The 26,340-nt window shown below is 61.8% G+C and carries 22 protein-coding genes and 2 pseudogenes; 2 read left to right on the top strand and 22 right to left on the bottom strand.

Translation table 11 applies throughout. The features are described from left to right. Positions 1-281 precede the first annotated feature (281 nt). Positions 282-4,187, bottom strand: a complete 3,906-nt coding sequence (gene purL / locus ACPDZI_RS08570; RefSeq protein ID WP_438834351.1) for a phosphoribosylformylglycinamidine synthase — start codon at positions 4,185-4,187, stop codon at positions 282-284. A gap of 149 nt (positions 4,188-4,336) precedes the next feature. On the opposite strand from purL, the gene mltF reads away from it, so the two are divergent. Beyond that, entirely contained in the window at positions 4,337-5,827 is a 1,491-nt protein-coding gene (gene mltF, locus ACPDZI_RS08565; protein WP_076359685.1) for a membrane-bound lytic murein transglycosylase MltF, read from the top strand. A gap of 358 nt (positions 5,828-6,185) precedes the next feature. Here mltF and ACPDZI_RS08560 read toward each other — a convergent pair whose 3' ends face one another. From ACPDZI_RS08560 to trmJ, 20 genes and pseudogenes are all read right to left on the bottom strand, one after another. Then, a complete protein-coding gene (locus tag ACPDZI_RS08560; RefSeq protein ID WP_041216326.1) occupies positions 6,186-6,419 on the bottom strand; it encodes a zinc ribbon domain-containing protein in 234 nt (77 codons plus the stop codon). Positions 6,420-6,522: 103 nt separating this feature from the next. Then, a complete protein-coding gene (gene der, locus ACPDZI_RS08555) occupies positions 6,523-8,022 on the bottom strand; it encodes a ribosome biogenesis GTPase Der (protein ID WP_011705649.1) in 1,500 nt (499 codons plus the stop codon). 74 nt (positions 8,023-8,096) lie between these two features. Then, positions 8,097-9,281: an outer membrane protein assembly factor BamB gene (gene bamB / locus ACPDZI_RS08550; RefSeq protein ID WP_076359687.1), complete on the bottom strand. Its 1,185-nt coding sequence runs from the start codon at positions 9,279-9,281 to the stop codon at positions 8,097-8,099. After that, entirely contained in the window at positions 9,274-9,924 is a 651-nt protein-coding gene (locus ACPDZI_RS08545; RefSeq protein ID WP_076359689.1) for a YfgM family protein, read from the bottom strand. Before ACPDZI_RS08545 ends, bamB begins: the two co-directional genes overlap by 8 nt. Before the next feature lie 3 nt (positions 9,925-9,927). Then, the gene (gene hisS / locus ACPDZI_RS08540; protein WP_101148888.1) at positions 9,928-11,205 is read right to left on the bottom strand and encodes a histidine--tRNA ligase; all 1,278 of its coding nucleotides are present in this window, start codon (positions 11,203-11,205) and stop codon (positions 9,928-9,930) included. Between the two features lie 138 nt (positions 11,206-11,343). Then, complete coding sequence (gene ispG / locus ACPDZI_RS08535; protein ID WP_016350405.1) at positions 11,344-12,459, bottom strand: flavodoxin-dependent (E)-4-hydroxy-3-methylbut-2-enyl-diphosphate synthase; 1,116 nt, start codon at positions 12,457-12,459, stop codon at positions 11,344-11,346. 10 nt (positions 12,460-12,469) lie between these two features. Further along, positions 12,470-13,409 (bottom strand): annotated as a pseudogene (gene rodZ / locus ACPDZI_RS08530) (cytoskeleton protein RodZ). Continuing rightward, a complete protein-coding gene (gene tapF, locus ACPDZI_RS08525) occupies positions 13,399-14,190 on the bottom strand; it encodes a PilW family type IVa pilus biogenesis/stability lipoprotein TapF (protein ID WP_263676424.1) in 792 nt (263 codons plus the stop codon). The pseudogene rodZ and the gene tapF overlap by 11 nt, the downstream one beginning before the upstream one ends. Before the next feature lie 12 nt (positions 14,191-14,202). Beyond that, complete coding sequence (locus ACPDZI_RS08520; protein ID WP_011705642.1) at positions 14,203-15,306, bottom strand: bifunctional tRNA (adenosine(37)-C2)-methyltransferase TrmG/ribosomal RNA large subunit methyltransferase RlmN; 1,104 nt, start codon at positions 15,304-15,306, stop codon at positions 14,203-14,205. 168 nt (positions 15,307-15,474) lie between these two features. Next, positions 15,475-15,903, bottom strand: a complete 429-nt coding sequence (ndk, locus tag ACPDZI_RS08515) for a nucleoside-diphosphate kinase (RefSeq protein ID WP_011705641.1) — start codon at positions 15,901-15,903, stop codon at positions 15,475-15,477. A gap of 269 nt (positions 15,904-16,172) precedes the next feature. Beyond that, positions 16,173-17,456 (bottom strand): annotated as a pseudogene (gene pepB, locus ACPDZI_RS08510) (aminopeptidase PepB). After that, positions 17,453-18,754 carry an aminopeptidase PepB gene (gene pepB, locus ACPDZI_RS08505; protein ID WP_438834350.1) on the bottom strand — a complete coding sequence of 434 codons (1,302 nt, stop codon included), beginning with the start codon at positions 18,752-18,754 and terminating at the stop codon, positions 17,453-17,455. The pseudogene pepB (ACPDZI_RS08510) and the gene pepB (ACPDZI_RS08505) overlap by 4 nt, the downstream one beginning before the upstream one ends. A gap of 157 nt (positions 18,755-18,911) precedes the next feature. Beyond that, a complete protein-coding gene (fdx, locus tag ACPDZI_RS08500) occupies positions 18,912-19,250 on the bottom strand; it encodes an ISC system 2Fe-2S type ferredoxin (RefSeq protein WP_438834349.1) in 339 nt (112 codons plus the stop codon). A gap of 1 nt (position 19,251) precedes the next feature. Next, positions 19,252-21,099, bottom strand: a complete 1,848-nt coding sequence (gene hscA, locus ACPDZI_RS08495; RefSeq protein ID WP_438834348.1) for a Fe-S protein assembly chaperone HscA — start codon at positions 21,097-21,099, stop codon at positions 19,252-19,254. Positions 21,100-21,127: 28 nt separating this feature from the next. Beyond that, on the bottom strand, positions 21,128-21,646 hold the full coding sequence (gene hscB, locus ACPDZI_RS08490) for a co-chaperone HscB (RefSeq protein WP_016350399.1): 519 nt from the start codon (positions 21,644-21,646) through the stop codon (positions 21,128-21,130). A gap of 122 nt (positions 21,647-21,768) precedes the next feature. After that, positions 21,769-22,092, bottom strand: a complete 324-nt coding sequence (iscA, locus tag ACPDZI_RS08485; protein WP_438834347.1) for an iron-sulfur cluster assembly protein IscA — start codon at positions 22,090-22,092, stop codon at positions 21,769-21,771. A gap of 15 nt (positions 22,093-22,107) precedes the next feature. Beyond that, on the bottom strand, positions 22,108-22,491 hold the full coding sequence (gene iscU, locus ACPDZI_RS08480) for a Fe-S cluster assembly scaffold IscU (protein WP_005299770.1): 384 nt from the start codon (positions 22,489-22,491) through the stop codon (positions 22,108-22,110). Positions 22,492-22,532: 41 nt separating this feature from the next. Further along, a complete protein-coding gene (locus ACPDZI_RS08475) occupies positions 22,533-23,747 on the bottom strand; it encodes an IscS subfamily cysteine desulfurase (protein ID WP_438834346.1) in 1,215 nt (404 codons plus the stop codon). A gap of 57 nt (positions 23,748-23,804) precedes the next feature. After that, complete coding sequence (gene iscR, locus ACPDZI_RS08470; RefSeq protein ID WP_011705634.1) at positions 23,805-24,308, bottom strand: Fe-S cluster assembly transcriptional regulator IscR; 504 nt, start codon at positions 24,306-24,308, stop codon at positions 23,805-23,807. A 93-nt stretch (positions 24,309-24,401) separates the two neighbouring features. After that, positions 24,402-25,127 carry a tRNA (cytosine(32)/uridine(32)-2'-O)-methyltransferase TrmJ gene (gene trmJ / locus ACPDZI_RS08465; protein ID WP_438834345.1) on the bottom strand — a complete coding sequence of 242 codons (726 nt, stop codon included), beginning with the start codon at positions 25,125-25,127 and terminating at the stop codon, positions 24,402-24,404. A 179-nt stretch (positions 25,128-25,306) separates the two neighbouring features. On the opposite strand from trmJ, the gene ACPDZI_RS08460 reads away from it, so the two are divergent. Continuing rightward, positions 25,307-25,723, top strand: coding sequence for a hypothetical protein (locus ACPDZI_RS08460; protein ID WP_011705632.1), 417 nt, complete (start codon positions 25,307-25,309; stop codon positions 25,721-25,723). Here the strand turns inward: ACPDZI_RS08460 and ubiT are convergent. Continuing rightward, positions 25,670-26,209 (bottom strand): ubiquinone anaerobic biosynthesis accessory factor UbiT, encoded by a 540-nt coding sequence (gene ubiT, locus ACPDZI_RS08455; protein ID WP_039214938.1) that lies wholly within the window; start codon positions 26,207-26,209, stop codon positions 25,670-25,672. The two genes, ACPDZI_RS08460 and ubiT, sit on opposite strands and share 54 nt — an antisense overlap. Positions 26,210-26,340: the final 131 nt, after the last annotated feature.

Raw genomic sequence — 26,340 nt, 5'->3', positions numbered from 1 at the left:
GGCCCAAGTGGCCGGTTTTTTTATCTGCCCAACGCGCCTCGCCTCTCGGGAACCTGAAGCGGGACGGAGCGTTATCTTTCTCGACCGTCGGCCCACAGCCCCATGCCCCGCTACAACCACCGCCCCCCTCTCATCTTCGAAGTGGCGGCACCATGAAGCAGCAGCGCGCTATCTGCCTCGCCCTTTTCCCCGCTTCCCTTCGCCCTGCAACGCCCTTTACTGGTCTCACTCCCATAAAAAAACCGGCCACTTGGGCCGGTTTTTTTGTTTGCAATGCGCGCTTAACCCAGACGTACCCGGGCGTTGCGGAACATCCGCATCCAGGCGCCATCCTCACCCCAGTTGTCCGGGTGCCAGGAGTTGGCCACGGTGCGGAACACCCGCTCCGGGTGCGGCATCATGATGGTGGCGCGACCGTCGGTGGTGGTGACCGCGGTGATCCCCGCCGGAGCGCCGTTCGGGTTGGCCGGGTACTGCTCGGTCACCTGACCGCGGTTGTCGACGAAACGCAGCCCCACCAGCCCGCTCTGTTGCAGTGCCGCCAGGTGAGCGGCATCGCGCACCTCCACTCGCCCCTCCCCGTGGGAGACGGCAATCGGCATCACCGAGCCTGCCATGCCGGCGAAGAAGGCCGACGGGGAGTCCTGCACTTCCACCAGGCTGAAGCGGGCCTCGAAGCGCTCGGAGCGGTTGCGCACGAAGCGCGGCCACAAATCGGCACCCGGGATCAGCTCGCGCAGGTTGGACATCATCTGGCAACCGTTGCACACACCCAGGGAGAGGGTGTTGCCGCGCTCGAAGAAGCGCTGGAACTGCTCGCGAGCACCGTCGTTGAACAGGATGGACTTGGCCCAGCCTTCGCCCGCCCCCAGCACGTCACCGTAGGAGAAACCGCCACAGGCCACCAGGGTCTGGAACTCCTCCAGCTTGATGCGACCGGAGAGGATGTCGCTCATGTGCACGTCCACCGCCGCAAAGCCGGCGCGGTCAAACGCCGCCGCCATCTCCACGTGGGAGTTGACCCCCTGCTCGCGCAGCACCGCCAGACGGGGGGAGACCCCACGGGCAATATAGGGTGCAGCCACATCCTCGGCCGGGTTGTAGCTGAGCTTGGCCTGCAGGCCAGGGTCGGCTGCGTCCTGACGGGCGGCATGCTCCTGATCCGCGCACTCCGGGTTGTCGCGCAGGCGCTGCATCTGCCAGCTGGTCTCGCCCCAGATGGTACGCAGGGCGGTGCGGCTGGCGCGGTAAACCTCCTGACCGGCCCGCTGCAGGGTGATGAGATCCCCCTCGCGCACCGTGCCGAGCACGTGGGAGCAAGCCGCCAGGCCGTGACCGGCCAGCAGGGTCATCACCGCTTCCTTGTCTTCACGACGCACCTGGATGACGGCGCCCAGCTCTTCGTTGAACAGGGCCGGCAGCAGCTCACCACCGATGCGATCCAGCTGCAGGTCGAGGCCGCAGTGACCGGCGAAGGCCATCTCCACCAGAGTGACGAACAGGCCGCCGTCGGAGCGGTCGTGATAGGCGATCAGCTTGCAATCCGCCACCAGCGCCTGAATGGCGTTGAAGAACCCCTTGAGCTGGACCGGGTTGTCCAGATCCGGGGCCTTGTCACCCAGCTGGCGATAGACCTGTGCCAGCGCAGAGGCACCGAGGCGCTGCTTGCCGTTGCCAAGGTCGATGAGGATAAGGTCAGTCTCACCGAGATCAGTACGCAGCTGCGGCGTGACGGTATTGCGCACGTCCTCGACCCGGGCAAACGCCGAGATGAGCAGGGAGAGCGGCGAAGTGACGCTGTGCTCCTTGCCATCTTGCTGCCAGCGGGTCTTCATGGACATGGAGTCCTTGCCCACCGGGATGGTGATGCCAAGGGCCGGGCAGAGCTCCTCGCCCACCGCTTTGACCGCCTCATAGAGGCCGGCATCTTCGCCCGGGTGACCGGCGGCGGCCATCCAGTTGGCGGAGAGCTTGACCCGCTTCAGAGACCCGATGTGGGCCGGCGCCAGGTTGGTGAGCGCTTCCGCCACCGCCATGCGAGCGGAGGCGGCGTGGGAGAGCAGCGCTACCGGGGTGCGCTCGCCCATGGACATGGCTTCACCGTGGTAGCTGTCGTAGGTGGCGGCAGTGACGGCGCAGTCGGCCACCGGGATCTGCCAGGGGCCGACCATCTGGTCGCGGTTGACGAGGCCCGTTACGCTGCGATCGCCGATGGTGATGAGGAAGGACTTCTCCGCCACGGTGGGCAGACGCAGCACCCGCTCGGCAGCCTCACCCAGGGTGATGCCATCGAGCGCCAACGGCTTGCCCTGGGCCGGCAGGCTTGCAACCTCGCGGTGCATCTTGGGGGTCTTGCCCAGCAGCACGTCCAGCGGCAAGTCGATGGGGTGGTTGTCAAAGTGCTCATCCGAGAGAGTGAGATGCTTCTCTTCGGTGGCGGTGCCGATGACGGCATAGGGCGCGCGCTCGCGCTCGCACAGCGCCTTGAACAGCGGCAGCTTCTCCTTGGCCACCGCCAGTACGTAGCGCTCTTGGGATTCGTTGCACCAGATCTCGAGCGGGCTCATGCCCGGCTCGTCGTTCGGAATGGCGCGCAAATCGAAGCGACCGCCGCGATCGCCGTCGCTCACCAGCTCCGGCATGGCGTTGGAGAGGCCACCGGCCCCCACGTCGTGGATGAAGACGATGGGGTTGTCGTCCCCGAGCTGCCAGCAGCGGTCGATCACCTCCTGGCAACGGCGCTCCATCTCGGGGTTGTCACGCTGCACCGAGGCAAAGTCGAGATCTTCTGCCGACTGGCCGGAAGCCATGGAGGATGCCGCACCACCGCCCAGACCGATGTTCATGGCCGGGCCGCCCAGCACGATGAGGGCCGCCCCGACCGGGATCTCCCCTTTCTGGACGTGCTCGCTGCGGATGTTGCCGATACCGCCCGCCAGCATGATGGGCTTGTGGTAGCCACGCACCTCGACGCCGTTGTGGCTCGGCACCTGCTCTTCGAAGGTACGGAAGTAGCCGAGAATGGCCGGACGGCCGAACTCGTTGTTGAAGGCGGCGCCGCCGAGCGGCCCCTCCTGCATGATGTCAAACGCGCTGACGATGCGGCTCGGCTTGCCGAAATCCTGCTCCCAGGGCTGTTCGAAGCCGGGGATACGCAAGTTGGAGACCGAGAAGCCCACCAGACCCGCCTTGGGCTTGGCACCGCGACCAGTGGCCCCCTCATCGCGAATTTCACCGCCGGAGCCGGTAGCTGCACCCGGGAAGGGGGAGATGGCGGTCGGGTGGTTGTGGGTCTCCACCTTCATCAGGATGTCGACGCGCTCCTGATGATAGTGATACTCGCCGCTGGCGGGGCTTGGGAAGAAGCGGCCACCCTGGCTTCCTTCCATCACGGCGGCGTTGTCTTTATAGGCAGACAGGACATGATCCGGCGTCTGCTCGAAGGTGTTCTTGATCATTTTGAACAACGACTTGGGCTGCTGCTCACCGTCGATGGTCCAGTCGGCGTTGAAGATCTTGTGGCGGCAGTGCTCGGAGTTTGCCTGGGCAAACATGTAGAGCTCGATGTCGTTGGGGTTGCGACCCAGCCTGGTGAAATTCTCCACCAGATAGTCAATTTCGTCGTCGGCCAGCGCCAGACCGAGCGCCACGTTGGCGTCGGCCAGTGCGGCGCGACCACCGCCCAGCACATCCACCTGGGTGAAGGGGCGCGGCTCATGATGGGCAAACAGGGCGGAGGCCTCGTTCATCTCGCCAAACACCGTCTCCATCATGCGGTCGTGCAGCACGGCGGCCACGTCGGCACGCTGGGCGGCGCTCAGCTCCCCCCTGGCCTGCACGTAATAGGCGATGCCGCGTTCGAGCCGCTTGACCTGATTCAGGCCGCAGTTGTGGGCGATGTCGGTTGCTTTGGAAGACCAGGGGGAGATAGTGCCGGGGCGGGGGGTAACGAGAAACAGCTGACCGCTGGGGGTGTGTTCGGGGATGGTCGGGCCGTAGCGCAGGAGCTGGCCCAAGGTCGCTCGCTCCGGGGGCGACAGCGGGCTCGAGAGCTCGGCAAAGTGCACGTATTCGGCATAGACATCCTCTATCTCTACTCCTCTCTCCTGTTTCATCTGCGCGAAGCGTTGCAGCAGTTTTTGGACACGAAACTCAGACAGTGCGGGGGCACCACGCAAGATATCCATATGACCTTTCTCACCAAGTGTTGAAGTGGGGGGGAATTGAGACGCGCGTATTATAGGGATCAGGCCCATGCCGGACAAACGTTTTTCTTGTTTTACCCAGTGTGACTCGGTGCACACTCTCTGGTATAAAGGTGCCTCTTTTTTGACAAATGCCGATTTTTTCAACAAGGGTACTCACCTACTTGCGCTGCATTTTTCGACTGTTTATCGGGCTGATGTTGCTGCTGACCCTGGTCGGTTGCGACTTCTACACCCCCTCCAGCCAGCTGGAGCAGATCCGCCAGAGAGGCGAGATCCGGGTTGGCACCATCTACGGCCCCACCTCTTATTACCAACGTGACGACACCGCCCAGGGGTTCGATTACGAGCTGGCGAAGAGTTATGCCGACTGGCTGGGGGTCAAGCTGACCATAGTGCCGGTCTACTCCACCGCCGAACTGGTGGAACTGCTGAGAAAGGGCAAGCTGGATCTGGCTGCCGCCGCCATCGTGGTCACCCCGGAGCGACGCCAGCTGTTTCGCTTCGGCCCCGGCTTCTACCAGGTCTCCCCCAAGCTGGTCTATCGCAACGGTTCTCCCAAGCCCAAGGACATCGGCGATCTCAAGGGCAACATAGTGGTGCCGGCCGGTTCCACCGGCGAAGATCTGCTCAAGGAGCTGGCCAAGCAGTACCCCAACCTTAAGTGGAGCACCAATCGGGATGCCGACGTGGAGGAGCTGCTCAAGCAGGTGGCCGACGGCAAGATTGACTACACGGTAGTGCAGGATACCGTGCTGGCCCGCACCCAGCGCTACTACCCCGAGCTCACCGAAGGGATGACCCTGGCCAAGAACCAGACCGTGGCCTGGGCCATGACCAAGCTGCCGGACGACAGCCTCTACGCCAGCATCATCGACTTCTTCGGCCAGCGCTTCATGGACGGCGCCATCGCCAAGCTCGACGAGAAGTACTTTGGCCACGTGCAGAATTTCGACTTCGTCGACACCCGCACCTTCCTGCAGCGGGCCAAGAGCCTGCTGCCCAAGTATCAGGATCTGTTCAAGACCCACGCCAACGTGGTGGACTGGCGCCTGCTGGCCGCCATCAGCTATCAGGAATCCCACTGGGATCCGGAGGCGCGCTCCTACACCGGGGTGCGCGGCATGATGATGCTGACCGAGCCCACCGCCAAGGCGATGGGGGTCAACAACCGGCTGCACCCGGAGGAGAGCATCAAGGGCGGCGCCCGTTATCTGGAGCAGATGATGGAGAAGGTGCCCGCCTCGGTGCCCGATGACGAGAAGGTGTGGTTTGCCCTCACCGCCTACAACATCGGTTACGGCCACATGATGGATGCCCGCCGCCTGACCAAGGAGCTCGGCAAGAATCCCGATGCCTGGAGCGATGTGAAAGAGGTGCTGCCGCTGCTGCAGCAGTCGCGCTGGCATCGCAAGGTACGCTACGGCTATGCCCGTGGCGGCGAGGCGCGCAACTACGTCAACAACGTGCGCCAGTACTACCAGAGCCTGCTCTGGCTCGACAACGAGCAACAGAAAGCCCACCGCCGTGAAGAGCTGGACGATGACGACAGCAGCGAGCCGCCCAGTGCCGAGCGCCCCACCGTCATCGCCGAAGTGGTCAAGCAGATCACCCTGCGCTGAGCCCTTGTTGACAGGTTTGTTTTTCGGGTGGTTTCTCTGTTACCATCCGCCCATACCGGAGCCTATCCGAAACTGTTTTTATCGCGCTATTTCATCCACTTGTACTCGGGATGACAGCACTTTCAGATAGGCTCCCATCATCACCCAAGGCCGGGATGGCCACCCAATGGGAGGAGACCAAGATGCGAGCTCGCAGAAGAACGACACTGGTCAGAAAAGCAAAGTGCGGCTGGAGCCCCAGACGCAAACTCAAGCTCAATGACATCAAACGCAAGATATGGCGGAGAAACCGCTCCTTCACCTTGCTGATAGCAGAACACACAGCATAAACCCGGCAATTGCCGGGTTTTTTATCGCCTCAATTCCCCGCCTGCGGGCTCACCTCAAAGACCACTGCCCGCTTCGATACCAGGCTGTTGCAGTGATTGCAGAAGTAATCCACCGCACCGCAAGCCTTGAGCCGTTCCAGCTCCTGCCGGCAGGTCGGGCAGAGAGCCCGGATCTGGAAACGGGCCTGGCACTGGCTGCAGGTGGTCTCGCGGCTGCGACTGTCCAGCTCGCCCTGACAGGCAGGGCAGTGAAGGTGGCTCATGGTTGGCTCCTTGCAAAGTGAATGTGCAGTGGGCCCACCCACTGCACATTCCCCTCCCCTGGCCTCAGAAAAAACGGCTGCCGGTGAGGGCAGCCGCTGGGCCTTATTTCTTGGCTTTGGCCTTGAGCAGGCGCTTGCGTTGCCGCTCCTGGCTCAGGGTCAGGGTATTTTTCTTGCCCTCGAACGGGTTGGCCGACTCCTGGAACTCGACCCGGACCGGCGTCCCCATGATCTTCAGCGACTTGCGGAAGTAGTTGATGAGGTAGCGCTTGTAGGAATCCGGCAAGTCGTTGAGCTGGTTGCCGTGGATCACGATGCGCGGCGGGTTGTAGCCACCGGCGTGGGCATATTTGAGCTTGACCCGGCGACCGTTCACCATCGGCGGCTGGTGGTCTTCCTGCGCCATCTGCATGATGCGGGTCAGCATGGCGGTGCTGGTACGGCGGGTGGCGGACTGGTAGGCCTCCTGAATGGATTCAAACAGGTGGCCAACACCGCTGCCGTGCAGGGCGGAGATGAAGTGCACGCGGGCGAAGTCGATGAAGCCCAGACGACGATCCAGCTCGTTCTTGACGTCCTCTTTCACCTTCTGATCCAGACCATCCCACTTGTTCACCACCAGTACCACGGAACGGCCGGTGTTGAGCACGAAACCGAGGATGCTCAAGTCCTGATCGGTGATGGTCTCCTGGGCGTCGATCACCAGCAGGCAGACGTTGGCATCTTCAATCGCCTTGAGGGTCTTGATGACGGAGAACTTCTCCACCGTCTCGTGCACCTTGCCGCGACGACGCACGCCGGCGGTGTCGATGATGACGTACTTCTGCTCGTCACGCTCCATCGGGATATAGACGGAGTCGCGGGTGGTACCCGGCATGTCATAGACGATGACCCGATCTTCACCCAGCATGCGGTTGGTCAGGGTGGATTTACCGACGTTGGGGCGACCGACGATGGCAAACTTGATGGGCAGATCGGCGAACGGCGTCTCCTTGGTGTCTTCCTTGGTGTCGAGTTCACCGGCAGCCACCATGCGCAGCAGGGCTTCTTCGTCGAAGTCCTCTTCTTCCTCATCCTGCGCGGTTTCTTGTGTGGCGGCGTCGACCAGGGTCTCCAGATGGGGGGCCAGCGCCAGCTCTAGCAGGCTCAGTACGCCACGACCATGGGCGGCCGCCATCTGGTAGACCTCGCCCAGGGCCAGACCGTAGAACTCGGACACGGCGGAGTCACCGTCGATGCCGTCGGTCTTGTTGGCCACCAGAAACACCTTCTTGTGGGTCTTGCGCAGGTGCTCGGCGATGGCCTGATCCGCCGCGGTCAAACCGGCACGGGCATCCACCATGAACAGCACCACGTCGGCCTCTTCGATGGCCAGCAGGGACTGTTCGGCCATCTTCAGCTCGATCCCCTCTTCGGTGCCATCGATACCGCCGGTATCCACCACGATAAATTCCAGCTCGCCCAACTTCGCCTGGCCGTACTTGCGGTCCCGGGTCAGACCGGGGAAGTCAGCCACCAGGGCATCCCGGGTACGGGTCAGGCGGTTAAACAGGGTGGATTTCCCCACGTTGGGGCGGCCCACCAGGGCTACTACAGGAGTCATAAAAGCCTCATTCTCAAGACGACAAAGGCTCCGGGTCCGAAGACCAGGAGCCGGATATTCAGATTGACGGGCGATCAGGGACGCTGCAAAGCGTACAACTTGCCGCCACGGCTCTGCACATACAGGGTGTCACCGTCCACCAGAGGGGCGGCGTACAGACCACTGCTGTCGAGCTGCTGCATGGCCTTGATGGTACCGTCGGTACGATCCAGCCAATACAGGTAACCTTCCACATCACCGACCACCACATAGTCACCCAGGATGACGGGGGCGGTCACGGTGCGGTTTTCCAGCTGGGTATTGGACCACAGCTCGAGACCATTGCGACGGTCGACCGCAAACAGGTGGCTGCGGCTGTCGGTCAGCACGATGGCATTGCCGGTCACCGCCATGTCGCGGTAGCCGGAATACTTACGCTTCCATACCTCGTCACCGGTCATCAGCTTGCGCGCCATCAGCTGGCCATTATAGGCGATGGCATAGAGCTCATCGCCGGCGATCAGCGGGGTGGCGTCCACGTCGACCATCCGATCCAGCTCGGTGGCACCGCGCGGGTCGGCGACCTTGGACTGGCGCACCGGCTGACCGTTGCTGAGCAGGGCGATGCCCACCTTGCCATCGGCGCGGCCGTACAGCACGGCGCCGTTGGTGATGATGGGGGCGCCGGCGCTGCGCAGGGTCAACGGCGGCTGTTCTTCCGCCAGGGTCCACTGCAGCTTGCCTTCATCGGTATCGAGCGCCACCAGACGACCCGAGGTGGTCAGCACCACCACCCGGCCATCTTCGACGGCAGGGCTCGCCACCACTTCACCCGGGACCGTGGTCTGCCACAGCACTTCACCGTTCTCCTGGTTCAGGGCGTACACCACCCCGTTCTCGGAACCCAGGAACAGCTTGCCGTAACGGGATACTAGGCCACCGGAGAGGCGGGCGCTGCGCTTGTCGGCATTGATCGGCAAGTCAGCCAGATCCACGCTCCACAGCTCCTTGCCGCTTTCGCGGTCAAAGGCGGTCACGTCGCCATCGCGGGCCGCCGCATAGATGCGCTCCTCTTCCACCACCGGCTTGAGCTGGGAGTAGAAGTCGCCGATGCCGTCACCCACCGAGGAGGACCAGCTGGTATCGGCCGTGAAGGCGGACTCGACCTTGGGCAGTGGCGCCATCGGGTTGAGATCCTCTTCCGAACTGAACAGGGAGCACCCCTGCAGGGCGAAGGAGACCGCAGCCCCCAACACCACCATCTTGAACAGATTACGCATCCGGAGCCTCACCCGTGGTCACCGCTGGCAACGCCAGATCGTCCATTTTCAGCTTGAGCTCGGCGCTGCCCTGCAGGCCGCCGGCATCGGCCGCCGCCTGATAGGCATCGCGCGCCTCTTCGGCCTTGCCCTGCTTGAGCAGCACGTCGCCGCGCACTTCCGCAACCTGAGCCTTGAAGGCATCGTTGTTGATCTTGCCAAGCTGGGCCAGCGCCTCGTCAGCCTTGCCCTGATCATTCAAAACCCGGGCCAGACGCAGGGCAGCGATGGGACGAATGCTCTCGTCACCGCTGGTGGCCACCTGGGTCAGCTGCTCGGCGGCCAGATCCAGCTTGCCAGCCTTGACGGCGGCGGCGGCCAGCTGCAGGGCAGCCAGTTCGGCATAGGAGTCACCCTTGTGGGCGCTGATGAAGCTTTGCGCCTGCTCGAAGCCGGCGGCATCGCCCTTGGCCAGCTGGGCGGCCATCTCGTTGTAAGCCTGGGAGGCGGCCTCCTGGCTGGTCTGCTGATGCTCGTTGTAGTAGCGCCAGCCAAAGAGTCCAACCAGACCGATAACAGTTCCTGCGATCACCGAGGTTCCGTTCTCTTTCCACCAGCTCTTGATGACCTCAACCTGTTGTTCTTCGGTGGTATAAACTTCCACAGCTTACTCTCCTTTGGCTGCCAGCAGGGCAATGGCGGCGTCGACCGTGACGGTCTGTTGCTCGGCCTGGCCACGCAGATATTTGATGGTGATCTCCCCGTTTTGCACCTCGGTCTCGCCAAGGATCAGGGCAATGGCCGCGCCGCTCTTGTCGGCACGCTTGAGTTGTTTCTTGAAGTTGCCGCCGCCGCAGTGGCTCATCAGGCGCAAGTCAGGCAGGGCATCGCGCAGCCGCTCGGCCAGCTGGAAACCGGCCTGTTCAGTGCCCTCGCCCACCATGGCCAGGTAGACATCCACCGCCGGGCGGATATCAGCGTTGAGTTCGAGGGTCTCGAGCATCAGCACCAGTCGCTCCATGCCCATGGCAAAACCCACAGCCGGCGTCGGTTGACCACCGAGCTGCTCCACCAGACCGTCGTAACGACCACCGGCACAGACGGTGCCCTGAGCGCCCAGACTGTTGGTGACCCACTCGAACACGGTGAGGTTGTAGTAGTCGAGGCCGCGTACCAGCCGCTCGTTCACTTCATACTGGATGCCGGCGGATTCGAGCAGGCGCTTGAGCCCCTCGAAGTGGGCCAGGCTCTCTTCGCCCAGGTGATCGAACAGACGCGGGGCACCCACCAGAATGGCTTGTACCTTCTCGTCCTTGGAGTCCAGCACCCGCAGCGGGTTGCTGTACATACGGCGCTGGCTCTCTTCGTCCAGCTGATCCTTGTACTGCTCCAGGTAGGCCACCAGCGCATCGCGGTAGGCGGCGCGTTCGCTGCTCTGACCGAGGGTGTTGAGCTGCAGGGTCACGTGTTCGCTGATGCCGAACAGACGCCACAGGCGGTGGGTCAGCATGATGAGCTCGGCATCGATGTCCGGCCCGTTGATGCCGAACAGCTCGACCCCGAACTGGTGGAACTGGCGATAGCGGCCCTTCTGGGGACGCTCGTGACGGAACATGGGGCCCATGTACCACATCCGGCGTTCCTGATTGTAAAGCAGACCGTGCTCGATGCCGGCCCGCACGCAGCTGGCGGTGCCTTCCGGACGCAGACTCAGGCTGTCGCCGTTACGGTCTTCAAAGGTGTACATCTCTTTTTCGACCACGTCGGTCACTTCACCGATGGCGCGCTTGAACAGATGGGTCTGCTCGACAATCGGCATGCGCACTTCGCTGTAGCCATAGCTGGCCACGACCTGGCGCAGGATCTGTTCTACTTTCTGCCATACCGGGCTCTGCTCCGGCAGGCAATCATTCATACCGCGAATAGCTTGGATCTGTTTTGCCACGTTGATACTCGAGAAAAAGAGGTAAAATTTGGCCGCATTATAGGGATTTTCGACCCCGAGGTAAAATCAGGGTATTCCAATGCGGGATGTAAAATCAGCAACCTAAAGACAGGGCCACCCTGAGTGGCCCTTGGTTGCTCAACCCTCGTCCACCTGGATCTGGTTGGCCGGATCCAGCATGGCGGCCCGGGCGCGAATGCGGCGCTCCAGGGTCGGGATGAGATCCTTGTTGTCGAGCCGGTCCACCCGCTGACCACCCTCGTAGAAAGCGCTCTTGTTAGCCGCCCCCGCCAGCCCCAGATCCGAGACCAGCGCCTCGCCCGGGCCGTTCACCACGCAACCGATGATGGAGACATCCATCGGAGTGATAATGTCTTCCAGTCGCTCTTCCAGGGCGTTGACCGTACCGATGACGTCAAACTCCTGGCGGGAGCAGGAGGGACAGGCGATGAAGTTGATGCCGCGGGAGCGGATACGCAGGGATTTCAGGATGTCGAAACCCACCTTGATCTCTTCCACCGGATCGGCCGCCAGCGAGATGCGCAAGGTGTCGCCGATGCCTTCGCTCAGCAGCATGCCAAGACCGATGGCGGACTTCACCGCGCCGGCGCGAAAACCGCCCGCCTCGGTGATGCCCAAATGCAGCGGCTGTTCAATCTGCTTGGCCAGCAGGCGATAGGCACCGACTGCCAGGAAGACGTCGGACGCCTTGACGCTCACCTTGAAGTTGTCGAAGTTCAGGCGATCCAGATAGTCCACGTGGCGCATGGCTGACTCGAGCAACGCCTCCGGGGTCGGCTCGCCGTACTTCTCCTGAATGTCTTTCTCCAACGAGCCGCCGTTGACGCCGATGCGGATCGGGATGTTGTAGTGACGGGCACAGTCGACCACGGCGCGGACCCGCTCCTCGTTGCCGATGTTGCCCGGGTTGATGCGCAGGCAATCGGCACCGTACTCGGCCACTTTCAGGGCGATACGGTAGTCGAAGTGGATATCGGCGACGATGGGAATACGGGTCTGCTGCTTGATGAGCTTGAAGGCTTCCGCCGCTTCCATGGTGGGCACCGAGACCCGCACGATGTCGGCGCCAACCCGCTCGATCCGCTGGATCTGCTCGACGGTGGCGGCCACGTCCGTGGTCTTGGTGTTGGTCATGGTCTGCACCGTGATGGGGGCATCGCCCCCAACCGGTACATTACCGACCATGATCTGCCTGGATTTACGACGAATGATGGGAGATTCGTGAGCGGACATGGCGGACAGATTACTCCTGCGGCAGTGAGAGGCGAGCAGTCCGGGCCGTTGTTGTAACGGCTCATGTCGATGGACTTGCCCTGATATTCGATATTGACGGCCATGGGCGCACCAATGATGAATTTGAGCGGCTCGGGTCCTTCCAGTACCAGTTCGTCATTGGCCTTCTTGAGGCCGCTGAACAGGGTCTTGCCCTTGGCATCCTTGACATCCAGCCAGCAGTCGGCGGTGAAGCTCATCTTCAGCTGGGGCACCTTGGCCGGCTCGCTCGCGGCGGTGTCGGCAGCCGGTTGCGTGGCAGTGGCGGCAGAGGTCGCAACAGCCGTGGTCGCCACGGCGCTGCTGGCATCGACCGGCATCGTGGTCACGGCGGCGCTCGCCACGGGGTCAACCGAGGTCGCGGCCGCAGCGGAAGTTGCCGGAGCAACCACAGGGTCAGCCACGTCCACCGCCGGCGGCACGGTGGCGCTCGGGGTGTTGCTGGTTGCGCCCATTTCAGTCGCGGCCAGGGCCTCGTCACCGGCGGAGCGACGCGCCGTGCTCTGCCACCACCAGGCGACGGAGAGCGCGATCAGCACCAGGATCACCAGCCAGGTGACAACCTTGAGGCGGCTGTCGTTGGCCTGCTGACGGGAGCGACGGGAGAAGCTCTGCATGTCGATGTTGTCGGGGGGAGTCAGCCCCAGCTTGTCATAAGCCGCGAGGATGGTCTCTTCCGGGATACCGACCAGCTTGGCATAAGTACGCAGATAGCCGCGAATGAAGGTATGGGACGTATGCTTGTCATACGTATCCGATTCGATCGCGGCAATCAGGGTCAGACGAAGGTGAATGCGAGACGCAACCTGTTCTCGCGTCCAGCCGAGCTGTTCACGGGCGTTGCGCAGCAGCTGGCCTGGGCCAACTGCCTGGGAGTCGTCTTGAAAATCGTGTGGCTGTTCAGTAGTCATTGGCTAAGTAACGCTTGGCTTGTTGCGAAGTGGGATATTGCCTTACCAGCTCAGTCCCGAATTGGTGAAGTAATGCCGGTTTGTCCATGGCCTGCGCCAGCCGCAATCTCAACCAGAGACTGTTCTCGTTCTCGTCTGACACATCGGCAAAACGGGCGAGATAGGCCTGCACATCAGGCAGCTTGCCATCTTTCATGGAAAGCTCAGCCATGTCCAGCAATAACCTTGGATTGCGGGGATTATACCCCAAGGCCAAGCGATAATACTCGCTTGCTTTATCATTTCTGCGATTTTGCGCGGCGCAAAGTGCCGCGTTTTCATAGGTATCGGCAATCTTGATGTAGTTGGGCTGGCTGACAGCCTGCAGGAAGGCCTTTTCTGCCTCGTCGAAGCGACCACGATTGCAAAGGAAGGCGCCATAATTGTTCATCGCGTCAGCATTGGACGGATCCATGGCAAGGGCTGTCTTGTAGCTCTCTTCGGCCGCCTTGAAATCTTCCACCTGCTGGTAGAAGTAGGCAAAACCGACGTAAACCTGAGGGTTGGCAGGGTCATACTGCAGTGCGCGGTCAAGATTGAACTTGGCCTGCTCGGCGTTGCCCTGTTGCAGATATTGAATACCCAGATCCAGACGGGTTTGGGCTGCTGCCTTGAGATCAGGCCCCACTTCACGCTGGGTGGAATTCTGGCCAGCGTAAGTGGTCTCGGTAACACAGCCGGGCAGCGCGCAGAGCGCTGCCACTACGATCAATGTACGTGTATCCATTCCCTGACTATACAATGGCTTAGCAAGTTAAACCATTTTGACGGAAATCCCATCCTGTTGCATCCGATTTTTCATGGTGCGCTTGGTGCGATCGATCACCTCCCCCACCAGCTGGCCACAGGCCGCATCGATGTCGTCGCCACGGGTCTTGCGCACGATGACGGTGAAGCCGTACTCCATCAAGACCTTGGAAAAACGGTCGATACGGCTGTTGCTCGGCTTGCCGTAGGGGTTGCCCGGGAAGGGGTTGAACGGGATCAGGTTGATCTTGCTCGGGGTATCCTTGAGCACCTTGGCCAGCTCGTGGGCGTGCTGCATGTCGTCATTGATATGATCGAGCAGCACATATTCCACGGTCACCCGGCCGCCGTTGGCGTTGGACTTGCCGAGGTAGCGACGAACACCGGCGAGGAACTCCTCGATGTTGTACTTGTCGTTGATCGGCATGATCTCGGAGCGCAGCTTGTCGTTAGGAGCGTGCAGAGAGATGGCCAGGGCCACGTCAATCTGGTCGCCCAGCATGTCCAGCGCCGGCACCACGCCGGAGGTGGAGATGGTCACCCGGCGCTTGGAGATGCCGTAGCCAAAGTCGTCCATCATCAGGCGCATGGCCGGTACCACGTTGGCGAGGTTGAGCAGCGGCTCACCCATCCCCATCATCACCACGTTGGTGATGGGACGCTTGCCGCCGACGATCTTGGCGGCGCGCCATACCTGGCCGATGATCTCGGAAACTTTCAGGTTGCGGTTGAAGCCTTGCTGGGCGGTAGAGCAGAACTTGCACTCCAGGGCGCAGCCTACCTGGGAGGAGACGCACAGGGTCGCCCGATCCTCTTCCGGAATGTAGACGGTCTCCACCTCCTGACCGCCAACCTGCAGCGCCCACTTGATGGTGCCGTCGGAGGAGCGCTGTTCGCGGCTCACTTCCGGCGCCCGGATCTCGGCGATCGCCTTGAGGCGCTCGCGCAGCACCTTGTTGACGTTGTTCATCTGATCGAAATCATCACAACCAAAGTGATAGATCCACTTCATCACCTGATCTGCCCGAAACGGCTTCTCGCCCAGTTCGACGAAGAAGGCACGCATGGCATCTCGATCAAGATCCAGCAGGTTGGTTTTTGTTTCGCTCATCAAGGGCCTCAGCTCACACACTTCATAAATTATCGGCTGACCTACGTCAGGGGGCGGCATTGTACAAATTATGGGTCCGGCTTTCCACCTGGAGAATAAGTGGATATTGACCGAATGACCAAAAAACAAAAGGGAGCCGAGGCTCCCTTGGGGTTCTTTCGACAGAAATCAGCCGCGCGGGCAGATCTCGGCGTCGGAGAAGAAGTAGGCGATTTCACGGGCAGCGGAGGCCGGTGCATCGGAGCCGTGTACGGCGTTGCGGTCGATGCTCTCGGCGAAGCAGGCGCGCAGAGTGCCGGCCAGGGCCTCTTTCGGGTTGGTAGCGCCCATGATTTCACGGTGGCGGCGGATGGCCTCTTCGCCTTCCAGCACCTGGATCATGACGGGGCCGGAGGTCATGAAGCTGACCAGGCCGTCATAAAAAGGCTTGCCCTGGTGCTCGGCATAGAAACCGGCGGCTTGCTCGCTGCTCATGTGCAGCATTTTTGCGGCGATGACTTTCAGGCCAGCGCTCTCGAAACGGTTGTAGATGGCACCGATCAGGTTCTTGCTGACGGCATCCGGCTTGATGATGGAGAAGGTACGTTCGATGGCCATTGAGATCTTTCCTTAACTACAGAGATTTATTGTTAGAATCCATGTTCGGCGGCGATTATACGTAAACAAAAAGCGAAATAACACACAGAAAAGCAACTTTTTATTAAACAAATTCTTCCCTAAAACAACATCACCACTCATCTTGGCCCAGGCCGGCAGGAAAAAATGTGCGCTTGTGCACGATAGTCGTGTTAACCCCCTGAAACCCAGGCTATTGCTCACCCTCCCCCTGTCGAAAGGGCCCCCGCAGGAGCCCTTGTCGTTGCCGGTCAGCGGACCTCCGCCAGCAGGGTGTGGGCGATGGTGCGCATCCCCAGGGTATTGGCCCCCGGCGCCCACAGGTTGTCGCCGTTCTCGCTGAAACAGGCGGCGAGATCGACGTGCAGCCAGCCCTGCCCCTCGTTGGCGACGAAGCGGGAGAGGAAGCCCGCCGCGTTGGAGGCACCACCCGGACCGCCACCAGGCACGGGCCGGCTGTTGGCGGTGTCGGCATAGTGGGACGGGCACTGCTGGCGATGCCAGGGTTCCAGCGGCAGCGGCCAGGCGGGTTCCTGTTCGGCATCCGCATAGCCCATGGCACGGCTCACCAGCCCCTTGTCCAGCCCGAACAGGGCATTGTAACGCCCCCCAGCGCCATCACCGCCGCCCCGGTGAGAGTTGCAGCGTCGATGACCAGCGGCGCGCCGGAATCCCCGGCCAGCTGCAGGCCATCGGCCAACACCAGCCGCCCCTCGGCGTCGGTGTTGACGATCTCCACCGTGGTGCCGTTCTTGTAGGTGAGGATGTCACCCAGCTTGTAGGCGTGACCGGAGACCAGGTTCTCGGCGCAGCAGAGGATGAGCTTCACCCGCTTGTCGAGGCCACGCAGGATGGCCAGTGCCAGGGCGCCGGTGACGATGGCGGCACCGCCCATGTCGTGCTTCATGGTCAGCATGCCCTGAGAGGTCTTCATGGAGTAGCCGCCGGAATCGAAGGTGATGCCCTTGCCCACCAGCGCTGCCGCCACCGGAGCTTTGGGATCCTTGCCCGGATTGAAGTCCAGCTCAAGCATCACGGGCTCGCGCTCGCTGCCACGGCCCGACCTGATAGAGACCGACCCAGCCCGCCTGCTGCAAGGCTTCCCCCTTGAGAATGCGATGACTGATCCGGTCCGGTGCCAGCTCGGTGATGAAGGCGGCAGCTTCGACCGCCAGCTCCAGCGGCCCCAGCTGTTCCGGCGTGGCATTGGTCATCTCCCGCACCCAGCGTCCGCACAGCCAGCGCGCCTCCAGCTCCTCTCGATCCTCCTCAGACGAAGTGGCCCACTGCAGTTCGACCTCCACCTTGGGGGTCTGCAGCCCTTGGGCAAAGGCCCACTGCTGCTCGCGCTCCCAGTGACCGGCCAGCACCACCTGCTGGATCCCCTGACTGCACAGACGCCGTGCCGCCTGCTGGATATCCAGCAAGGGGCTGGCGGTCACCAGATGGATCACCATGCCGTCGGCGCGGTGGGAGAGCAGCGCCCCCTCCCCCCACTCGGCCGGTGCAAACTCTCGGCTCAACCAGACGTTCATGCGCTCACCTCCTGCAGCCAGCGGGCAATCGTGCGCAGGCCGTGGCCCTTGGCACCGGTCGCCCACAGATCGTTGCCCGATTTTTGATAGGAAGCGGCCAGATCCAGGTGCACCCAGCCCTTGCCTTCGTCACGCACGAAGCGCGACAGGAAGGCCGCCGCCGTGGTCGCACCGGCGGTGCCTTCGGCGGACGCCACATTGCCCAGCTCGGCAAACGCAGAGTTGAGCTGGCCCGCATGCCAGGGCTCCAGCGGCAGCGGCCAGGCCTGCTCGTTTTCGGCTTTGGCGGCAGCCAGCGCGCGTACCTGCTCGGCCTCATCGAGGGCAAACACGGCGTTGTAGTCGCGACCCAGCGCGGTCTTGGCGGCGCCGGTCAGGGTAGCGGCGTCGAGGATGTAGGCAGCCCCGCTTTCGCTGGCGGCCAGCAGGCCATCAGCCAGTACCAGGCGACCTTCCGCGTCGGTGTTCTGGATCTCGACCGAGATGCCGTTGCGATAGGTGAGGATGTCGCCGAGCTTGAAGGCATGGCCGGAAACCAGGTTTTCGGCGCAGCAGAGGATGAGTTTCACTCGCTTGTTCAGGCCGCGGCTGATGGCCAGCGCCAGCGCGCCGGTCACCATGGCAGCGCCGCCCATGTCGGACTTCATCGGCAGCATGTTGTCGGAGGACTTCATGGAGTAGCCGCCGGAATCGAAGGTGATCCCCTTGCCCACCAGCGCCGCCTGCACGGGGGCATTGGCATCTCCGGTCGGGTTGTAGTCGAGCTCCAGCAGCACCGGCTCGCGCTCGCTGCCGCGGCCCACCGACCAGATCCCGATGTGACCGGCCTCCTGCAGCGCCTCCCCGGCGGTAATGCGGGCGGTCACCTTGTCACCGGCGAGACTGCGGATGAGCAGCAGGGCGGATTCCGCCAGGCTCATGGGGTAGATCTCCTGCGGGCACCCGTTGGTCACCTCGCGCACCCAGCGGGTCGCTTTGAGCAAAGCCGCCAGCTCGGCAGCCTCCTGGTCGCTCTGCTCGCCGAAATCGAGCTCGCGAACCCCCTTGGCGGCATAGAAGCCCTGGGCAAAGGCGTAGCGACGCTCCCCACTCCAGCCCTCACCCACCAGCTTGACGCGCTTGATGCCGCTCGACTCGAGGCGTCTGGCAGCGCGCTGGATGGCGCGCAGCGCCTCCTTCTCCTGGCCACTGCCCAGATGGAGATGGGCTTCGTCGCCGTTGAAACTGAGCAGGGCACCCTCGCCCCAGTGGGCGGCGGCAGCCTGGGAAGACAACCGTACGTTCATCATGTCAGCCATGTTCTCTTGCTTCCTTTTTATTGGCACTTTCATCAACGAATAGGGAAATCACGGGCACAAAAAAGGCCGCTCCCTCAAGGGTCACGGCCTTCACCATATCATTACTGCACCACGAGATGCTGCACGCGCAATTCACTCATGTGTAATTAAGGGGTCATCAGTGGCGCTCAGACGCCAGATTCAGGGTGTACTTGGGCAGTTCCACCACCAGATCCTCGTCCGCCAGTCTGGCCTGGCAGCTGAGACGGGATTCCGGCTCCAGCCCCCACGCCTTGTCCAGCATGTCGTCTTCCAGCTCGTCGCTCGGCTCGAGGGAGTCGAAGCCTTCACGCACCACGCAGTGGCAGGTGGTACAGGCGCAGGACTTCTCGCAGGCGTGCTCGATCTCGATGCCGTTGCGCAGCGCGATGTCCAGAATGGTTTCACCGATCGCGCCTTCGAGGGCCGCGCCGTCCGGACAGAGCTCGGGATGGGGCAGAATAATCAGTTTTGGCATATTACACCTTGTTGACGTTTTGTCCGGTCAGCACCTTGCGGATGGAGGCATCCATCCGGCGGGCTGCAAATTCGCCACTGGCAGCGTCCGCCGCCTCGATGGCCTCTTTGATCTGGTTGGTGGTGCCCGTGCTGCGCATGGTCAGCAGATGGGCGATGGCGGCGTCGATTTCAGCGCGCTCTGCCGCATTGAGCAGTGCATCGCCATCGGCAGCCAGCGCGGCATTCAGGCTCTCGACCACCCGGTCGGCCTCAACCTGCTGCTCCGCCAGCATGCGGGCGTCCATGTCCTGCTGGGCATTGGCGATGGAGGCGCTCAGCATGTTGAGGATGTCATCCTCACCAAGTCCATAGGAGGGCTTGACCTGGATCTCGGCCTGCACGCCGGAGGATTTCTCCATGGCGCTGACCGACAGCAGACCGTCCGCATCCACCTGGAAGGTGACGCGAATGTGGGCGGCGCCGGCCGCCATGGGCGGAATGCCGGTCAGGGTGAAGCGGGCCAAGGATCGGCAATCGGCCACCAGCTCGCGCTCGCCCTGCACCACGTGGATCGCCATCGCGGTCTGGCCATCCTTGAAGGTGGTGAACTCCTGGGCGCGGGCCACCGGAATGGTGGTATTGCGCGGGATCACCTTCTCGGCAAGGCCACCCATGGTCTCAAGACCCAGGGAGAGCGGAATGACGTCCAGCAGCAGCATCTCGGCGTCAGGCTTGTTGCCCACCAGGATGTCGGCCTGGATGGCGGCACCGATGGCCACCACCTTGTCGGGGTCGATGCTGGTCAAGGGCGGACGCTGGAAGAACTCGCCCACCAGCTCGCGCACCAGCGGTACACGGGTCGAACCGCCGACCATCACCACTTCCAGCACCTCTTCCTGCTCGAGCCCCGCGTCGCGCAGGGCGCGGCGGCAGGCCAGCAGGGTGCGCTTGACCAGCGGCTGGATCAGCTCGTCAAACTGACTGCGGGTGACAGAGCCCTGCCAGCCGGCAAAGGTGCAGGGAACGGTGTCGGCGTCGGTCAGACCGTGTTTGACCGCGGCGGCCACATCCAGCAGCTCGCGCTGCAGACGGGCATCCAGCTCGCCAGTCAAACCGGCTTGTTCTTTCAACCAGTCTGCCAGCAGGTGATCGAAATCATCGCCGCCGAGGGCCGAATCGCCGCCGGTGGCCATCACTTCAAACACCCCGCGATGCAGACGCAGGATGGAGATATCGAAGGTACCGCCGCCCAAGTCATAGACGGCGATCACCCCTTCCTGACCGGAGTCGAGGCCATAGGCGATGGCGGCGGCGGTCGGTTCGTTGAGCAGGCGCAGCACGTGCAGACCGGCCAGGCGGGCCGCATCCTTGGTGCCCTGGCGCTGGGCGTCATCGAAATAGGCGGGCACTGTGATGACCACGCCGTCGAGATCGCCACCGAGGGCGGCAGCGCCCCGCTCGGCCAGTTTCTTGAGGATCTCGGCCGAGACCTGAACCGGGTTGACCAGCCCTTGACGGGTCTGCAGTTGCGGCATGCCGTTGTCGGCCGCCACAAATTGATAGGGTTGCTGGCGGGTATCGATGTCGGCCAGCGCCTTGCCCATCATCCGCTTGACGGAAACGATGGTGTTGTGCGGGTCGAGGGCGGCCTCGCGCTTGGCATCGACGCCGACCCGGATGGTATCAGCCTGGTAATGCACGACGGAGGGCAGCAGATCACGCCCCTGCTCGTCGCAGAGGGTATCGGCCTGACCGCTGCGCACGGCGGCGACCAGCGAGTTGGTAGTGCCAAGATCGATGCCAACGGCACGTTTGTGCTGATGAGGTGCGGCGCTCTGGCCGGGCTCGGCGATTTGCAGTAATGCCATGGGTAATCAAACTTCCAGCGTTAAAGGATCAAGACTCGAACAGCGAGTCTTCGAATCGTTCCAGCTCCTCGAGGAGCTTGTCGACAAACTTGAGTTTGCGAACACAATCAGCCGCGCGCGGATCCTCGCCTGTGGCGAGGGCCTGGGTCAGCTGCTGCATCAACAACTGGTGATCATGCCTGATCTCCTGGCGAAAATCCTTGATGGCACGCTCAGGGTCAGTCTCCCCTTTCAGGTCGGCCAGCCGCTCGCGCCACTCCAGTTGCTGCATCAGAAACGCGGTATCTTGCAACGTCTGTTGCTCGCCACGAAGTTCGGTGCCACGCAGGGAGAGCAGGTACTCGGCTCGGCGCAGGGGCGCCTTGAGGGTAGTGAAGGCATCGTTGATCTGGGCGGCACGTTGCACCGCAGCCAGCTGCTCCCGCTCGGGGGCGGTGGCAAAACGATCGGGATGAAACTGGGTTTGCAACTGGCGGTAGGTCTCTGCCAGCTGACGGGTATCGAGCTCGAAGCCTTCAACCAGCCCAAACAGCTCGAAATAATTCATGCAGACCTCTTAGACACTGATGCTGCCCCCATGCCGCTCGCGCTCAGGTGGGCGAAGTGGCATGGTTGAACCGGCCGTGGCCGGCCAGTTCAACGGACAAGCGATCATGTGTTGCACACATCTCAGACACTGAAGCTTTCGCCACAACCACACTCGCCCTTGGCGTTGGGGTTATTGAACTGGAAGCCCTCGTTGAGGCCCTCCTTGACGAAATCCAGTTCGGTGCCATCCAGGTGGATCAGACTCTTGGCATCGACGATGATCTTGACCCCATCCTGCTCGAATACCTGATCTTCATCTGCCAGCTCATCGACGAACTCGAGCACATAGGCAAGACCCGAGCAGCCGGTGGTCTTGACGCCGAGGCGCAGGCCGATGCCCCTACCCCGGTTGGTCAGAAACGAGGAAACCCGTGCCGCTGCGGCATCTGTCATGGTAATGGCCATACTGCGCTCCTGACCTTAGAGACCTTTCTTCTGCTTGTAATCGGCGATGGCGGCCTTGATGGCATCCTCGGCCAGAATGGAGCAGTGGATCTTCACCGGTGGCAGCGCCAGCTCTTCGGCGATGTCGGTGTTCTTGATACCGGCCGCTTCATCCAGAGTCTTGCCCTTGACCCACTCGGTCACCAGGGAGCTGGAGGCAATGGCGGAACCACAACCGTAGGTCTTGAACTTGGCATCTTCGATGATGCCGTCGTCGCTGATCTTCAGTTGCAGCTTCATCACGTCACCACAAGCCGGTGCACCGACCATGCCGGTAGCGATGCTGGGATCGTTCTTGTCGAAGCCGCCTACGTTGCGGGGATTCTCGTAGTGGTCGATTACTTTTTCACTGTAAGCCATATCTAACTCCTGCTAATTCCGTTGAACACCGATCCCGCGGATCAGTGATGAGCCCATTCGACCGTGTTCAGATCGACGCCGTCCTTGTACATCTCCCACAGGGGAGACATCTCGCGCAGACGACCGATGGAGTCACGGATAAGCTTGATTGCGTAATCAATCTCTTCCTTGGTGGTGAAGCGACCCATGCTGAAACGGATGGAGCTGTGCGCCAGCTCGTCGTTCAGGCCCAGTGCGCGCAGCACATAGGAGGGCTCCAGGCTGGCCGAGGTACAGGCAGAACCGGAAGAGACCGCCAGATCCTTCAGCGCCATGATGAGGGATTCCCCTTCCACATAGGCGAAGCTGACGTTGAGGTTGCCCGGCACCCGCTGTTCCAGGTCACCGTTGATGTAGACCTCTTCGATATCCTTGATGCCGTCCCACAGACGCTGACGCAGCGCCATGATGCGCTGACCTTCGCTCACCATCTCTTCCTTGGCGATGCGGAAGGCTTCGCCCATGCCGACGATCTGGTGAGTCGGCAGGGTGCCGGAACGCATGCCGCGCTCATGACCACCACCGTGCATCTGGGCTTCCAGGCGCACACGCGGCTTGCGACGCACGTAGAGGGCACCAATGCCTTTCGGGCCGTATACCTTGTGGGCGGACATGGAGAGCAGGTCAACCTTGAGCGCTTCCACATCCACCGGGATTTTGCCCACGCTCTGTACTGCATCCACGTGCAGCAGGATTTTGCGGGAGCGGCACAGCTCGCCGATGGCGGCGATATTTTGTACCACGCCGATCTCGTTGTTGACGTGCATGATGCTGACCAGGATGGTGTCATCACGCAGGGCGCCTTCGATCTGTTCCAGGGTGAACAGGCCATTGGGCATCGGCTCGAGGTAGGTTACCTCATAGCCTTCGCGCTCCAGCTGGCGACAGGTATCCAGTACCGCCTTGTGTTCGGTCTTGGAGGTAACAATGTGCTTGCCCTTGCCGGCGTAGAAATGGGCGACGCCCTTGATGGCGAGGTTGTTAGATTCAGTCGCACCGGAGGTGAAGACGATCTCGCGCGGGTCGGCACCGATCAGCTCTGCCACTTGATTACGGGCCAGATCGACCGCCTCTTCGGCTTGCCAGCCAAAGCGGTGGGAACGGGAAGCTGGATTGCCGAACAGGCCATCCATGGTGAGACACTGCATCATTTTTTCTGCGACACGCGGGTCCACCGGACAGGTTGCCGAATAATCAAGGTAAATAGGCAGTTTCATGTTTTTCTCCGTTACAGCCAAGGTCATACATCGACCAGCTGTGGAAAGCACGTTTGTTTATAGTTGGACTTTCAAGCTCACATCGCCGCGTTCTGCCCGATCTACCAGGGACAACACGGTTTTCATTTGTTCATCTTGCTTGCCGGCAATCCGGCGCACATCGGCCTGATCAACCAGCTCGGCCAAGGTGATGTCCCCCAGGAAGCTGGATATCCGCTCGCTCAGGTCACGCCACAGGGAGTGAGTGAGGCACTGGGTGCCGCCGTGGCAGCCGCCCTTGCCGAGGCACTTGGTGGCATCCACCGATTCGTCGACCGCGGTGATCACCTGACCGACCGAGATGGCATTCGGCGCCAAACCGAGGCGATAACCGCCGCCCGGGCCACGCACGCTGCTCACCAAGCCATGCTTGCGCAGGCGGGCAAACAGCTGCTCCAGATAGGACAAGGAGATGCCCTGGCGCTCCGAAATATCAGCCAGGGGCACGGGCCCCTGCTCAGCATGCAACGCCACGTCGAGCATGGCAGTCACAGCGTAACGTCCTTTTGAGGTCAGTCTCATATGCCTTACCGTTTTGCGAACCAATCAATATGGGCATATGGTCACATACCCGACTAAATCAGTCAAGTATATGGTTGAGTAATCCAGTCGGGTTTAATCCTGCGGTCTCGGTTTTTGTACCGAGGTCAATATGCCGCGCAGGATGTTGAGTTCCACCGCCTCCGGCCGAGCCCGGTTGAACAGGCGGCGCAGCTTGCTCATGACCTGTCCCGGATGGTCATCGGCGATGAAGCCGGTCTTGAGCAGCGTCTGCTCCAGATGCTGATAGAAGCCTTCCAGCTGCTCGGCGCTGGGATAATCCACAGCCATGTCGCTCTCGCCGACCTGTTCCTGCTGCAGCCAGTGCATTCGCACCTCATAGCAGAGGGTCTGCACTGCCATGGCCAGGTTGAGGGAGCTGTACTCAGGGTTGGCCGGAATGGCCACGTGGTAATGGCACTTTTGCAGCTCGTCGTTGGTCAGGCCGGTGCGTTCACGACCAAATACCAGCGCCACCGGATGCTGCGTCCCCTCGGTTACCAGCTTCTCGCCCGCTTCGCGGGGGTCCAGCATGGGCCAGCTCAGGGTGCGGGAGCGGGCACTGGTACCGATGACCAGACCACAATCCGCAATAGCTTCATCCAGGGTCGACACGATACGGGCATTGGCCAGCAGATCGCTGGCACCGGCGGCCAGCGCATAGGCGTTGTCATCGGGCTGTGCTTGCGGATCAACCAGCACCATCTGGCTCAAGCCCATGGTCTTCATGGCGCGCGCCGCAGAGCCCATGTTGCCGGTGTGAGAAGTGTTTACCAACACGATACGAATCTGATCCAACATGCCCAGTCAATCTTCAGTCAAAAATGGCGCGCAATTGTAACATAGCCAATCGCTATTTTGGCACCGTAAATGGCGCGCCAATTCACAACAATGACGCCGTTTTGCAGAACAAAGCGGTATGAGACGGGTGCGCTGACTGGCTAGACTTGAAGGATGGGAAGGTGAAAAGTGGAGGCAACATGTGCCCACGCTGGCTTTATGAGAGGTTGCCGGTCTGCTATCTGCTGGTGGCGGTCGGCATCATCCTGCTCAGCCACTCCCCGCTGCTCTGGCTGGCGGGCACCTTGCTGTTTGTCGCCGGTGCCACCGTCTGGATGATGCGATCCAGCTATCGGCGTACCGATCTGGTCATCTTCCCGACCAAACGCTGGTTCCAGCCGGAGTGGCTCTACGAGGCCCAGCCGTTCATCTGGCTGGCGCTGGGTCTGCTGCTCTCGCGCCTTCCCAACGCCGGCGCCCTGCTGGCACTGCTGCCCTGTCTGTGGGCCTGTCGCTGCCTGTGGGCTCGCAATCACTACCGCCACCATGCCGATGGGCTGGTCTCACAACTGAGGCGCAACCCCACCCGCCGGCGCAGAGTGCGCCTCTTGCGCTGATCCCGCCTTCGCCCGCTCGATGAAGGTGGCAAGATCCAGCAAGGGATAACGTACCAGGCTTGGCAAACCGTCCAGATCCAGGCTGTCCATCAGGTTTTTCACCTCCAGCCCCAGCTCGGTGTTCCCTTCAATCTTCAGCTTGCGCTGGAAGAAGAGAGAGTCGGGATCTTCCTTGCGTCCGGCAATCAGGATGAGGTCGTTGGTGGTGCCGCTGAAACAGACATCGGCCTGCTCGCAGTGGCGAGCCACCACCAGCTTGCCATCCTGCTCGCTGATGAACCAGCAGAGCTCCAGATCCGAGACTTCGACCTTGAGCCACTTGCCCGCCAGAAATTCAAAGTCGCCATCTGCGATGGCCTCTTTGAACACGCTGGCCAGCAGGCGCTCCATCAGGCTCTGCTGCAAGGAAAATGGCACCAGTTTGAGGGGATGGCGCAGAATGCGGGGAGCCTGTTCGACCAGGCGACGTTGCAGTTGTTGAAACACGATAAACTCCCAGTTTTTTGCGCATTCAAGCACAGGGCCGCAGCCATGATCCTGTTGGAAATCAAACTTGTGCCCACTTACCTCAAGAAGGGTAAAGCCACACAAAGCTGCCTCAGGTCAAAAAGTGGAAA

This window comes from Aeromonas oralensis, assembly GCF_049665575.1.
Taxonomy (GTDB): domain Bacteria; phylum Pseudomonadota; class Gammaproteobacteria; order Enterobacterales; family Aeromonadaceae; genus Aeromonas; species Aeromonas hydrophila.
Note: the sequence above shows the minus strand (reverse complement) of the source record. Positions and strands in the feature narration are given on the sequence as shown.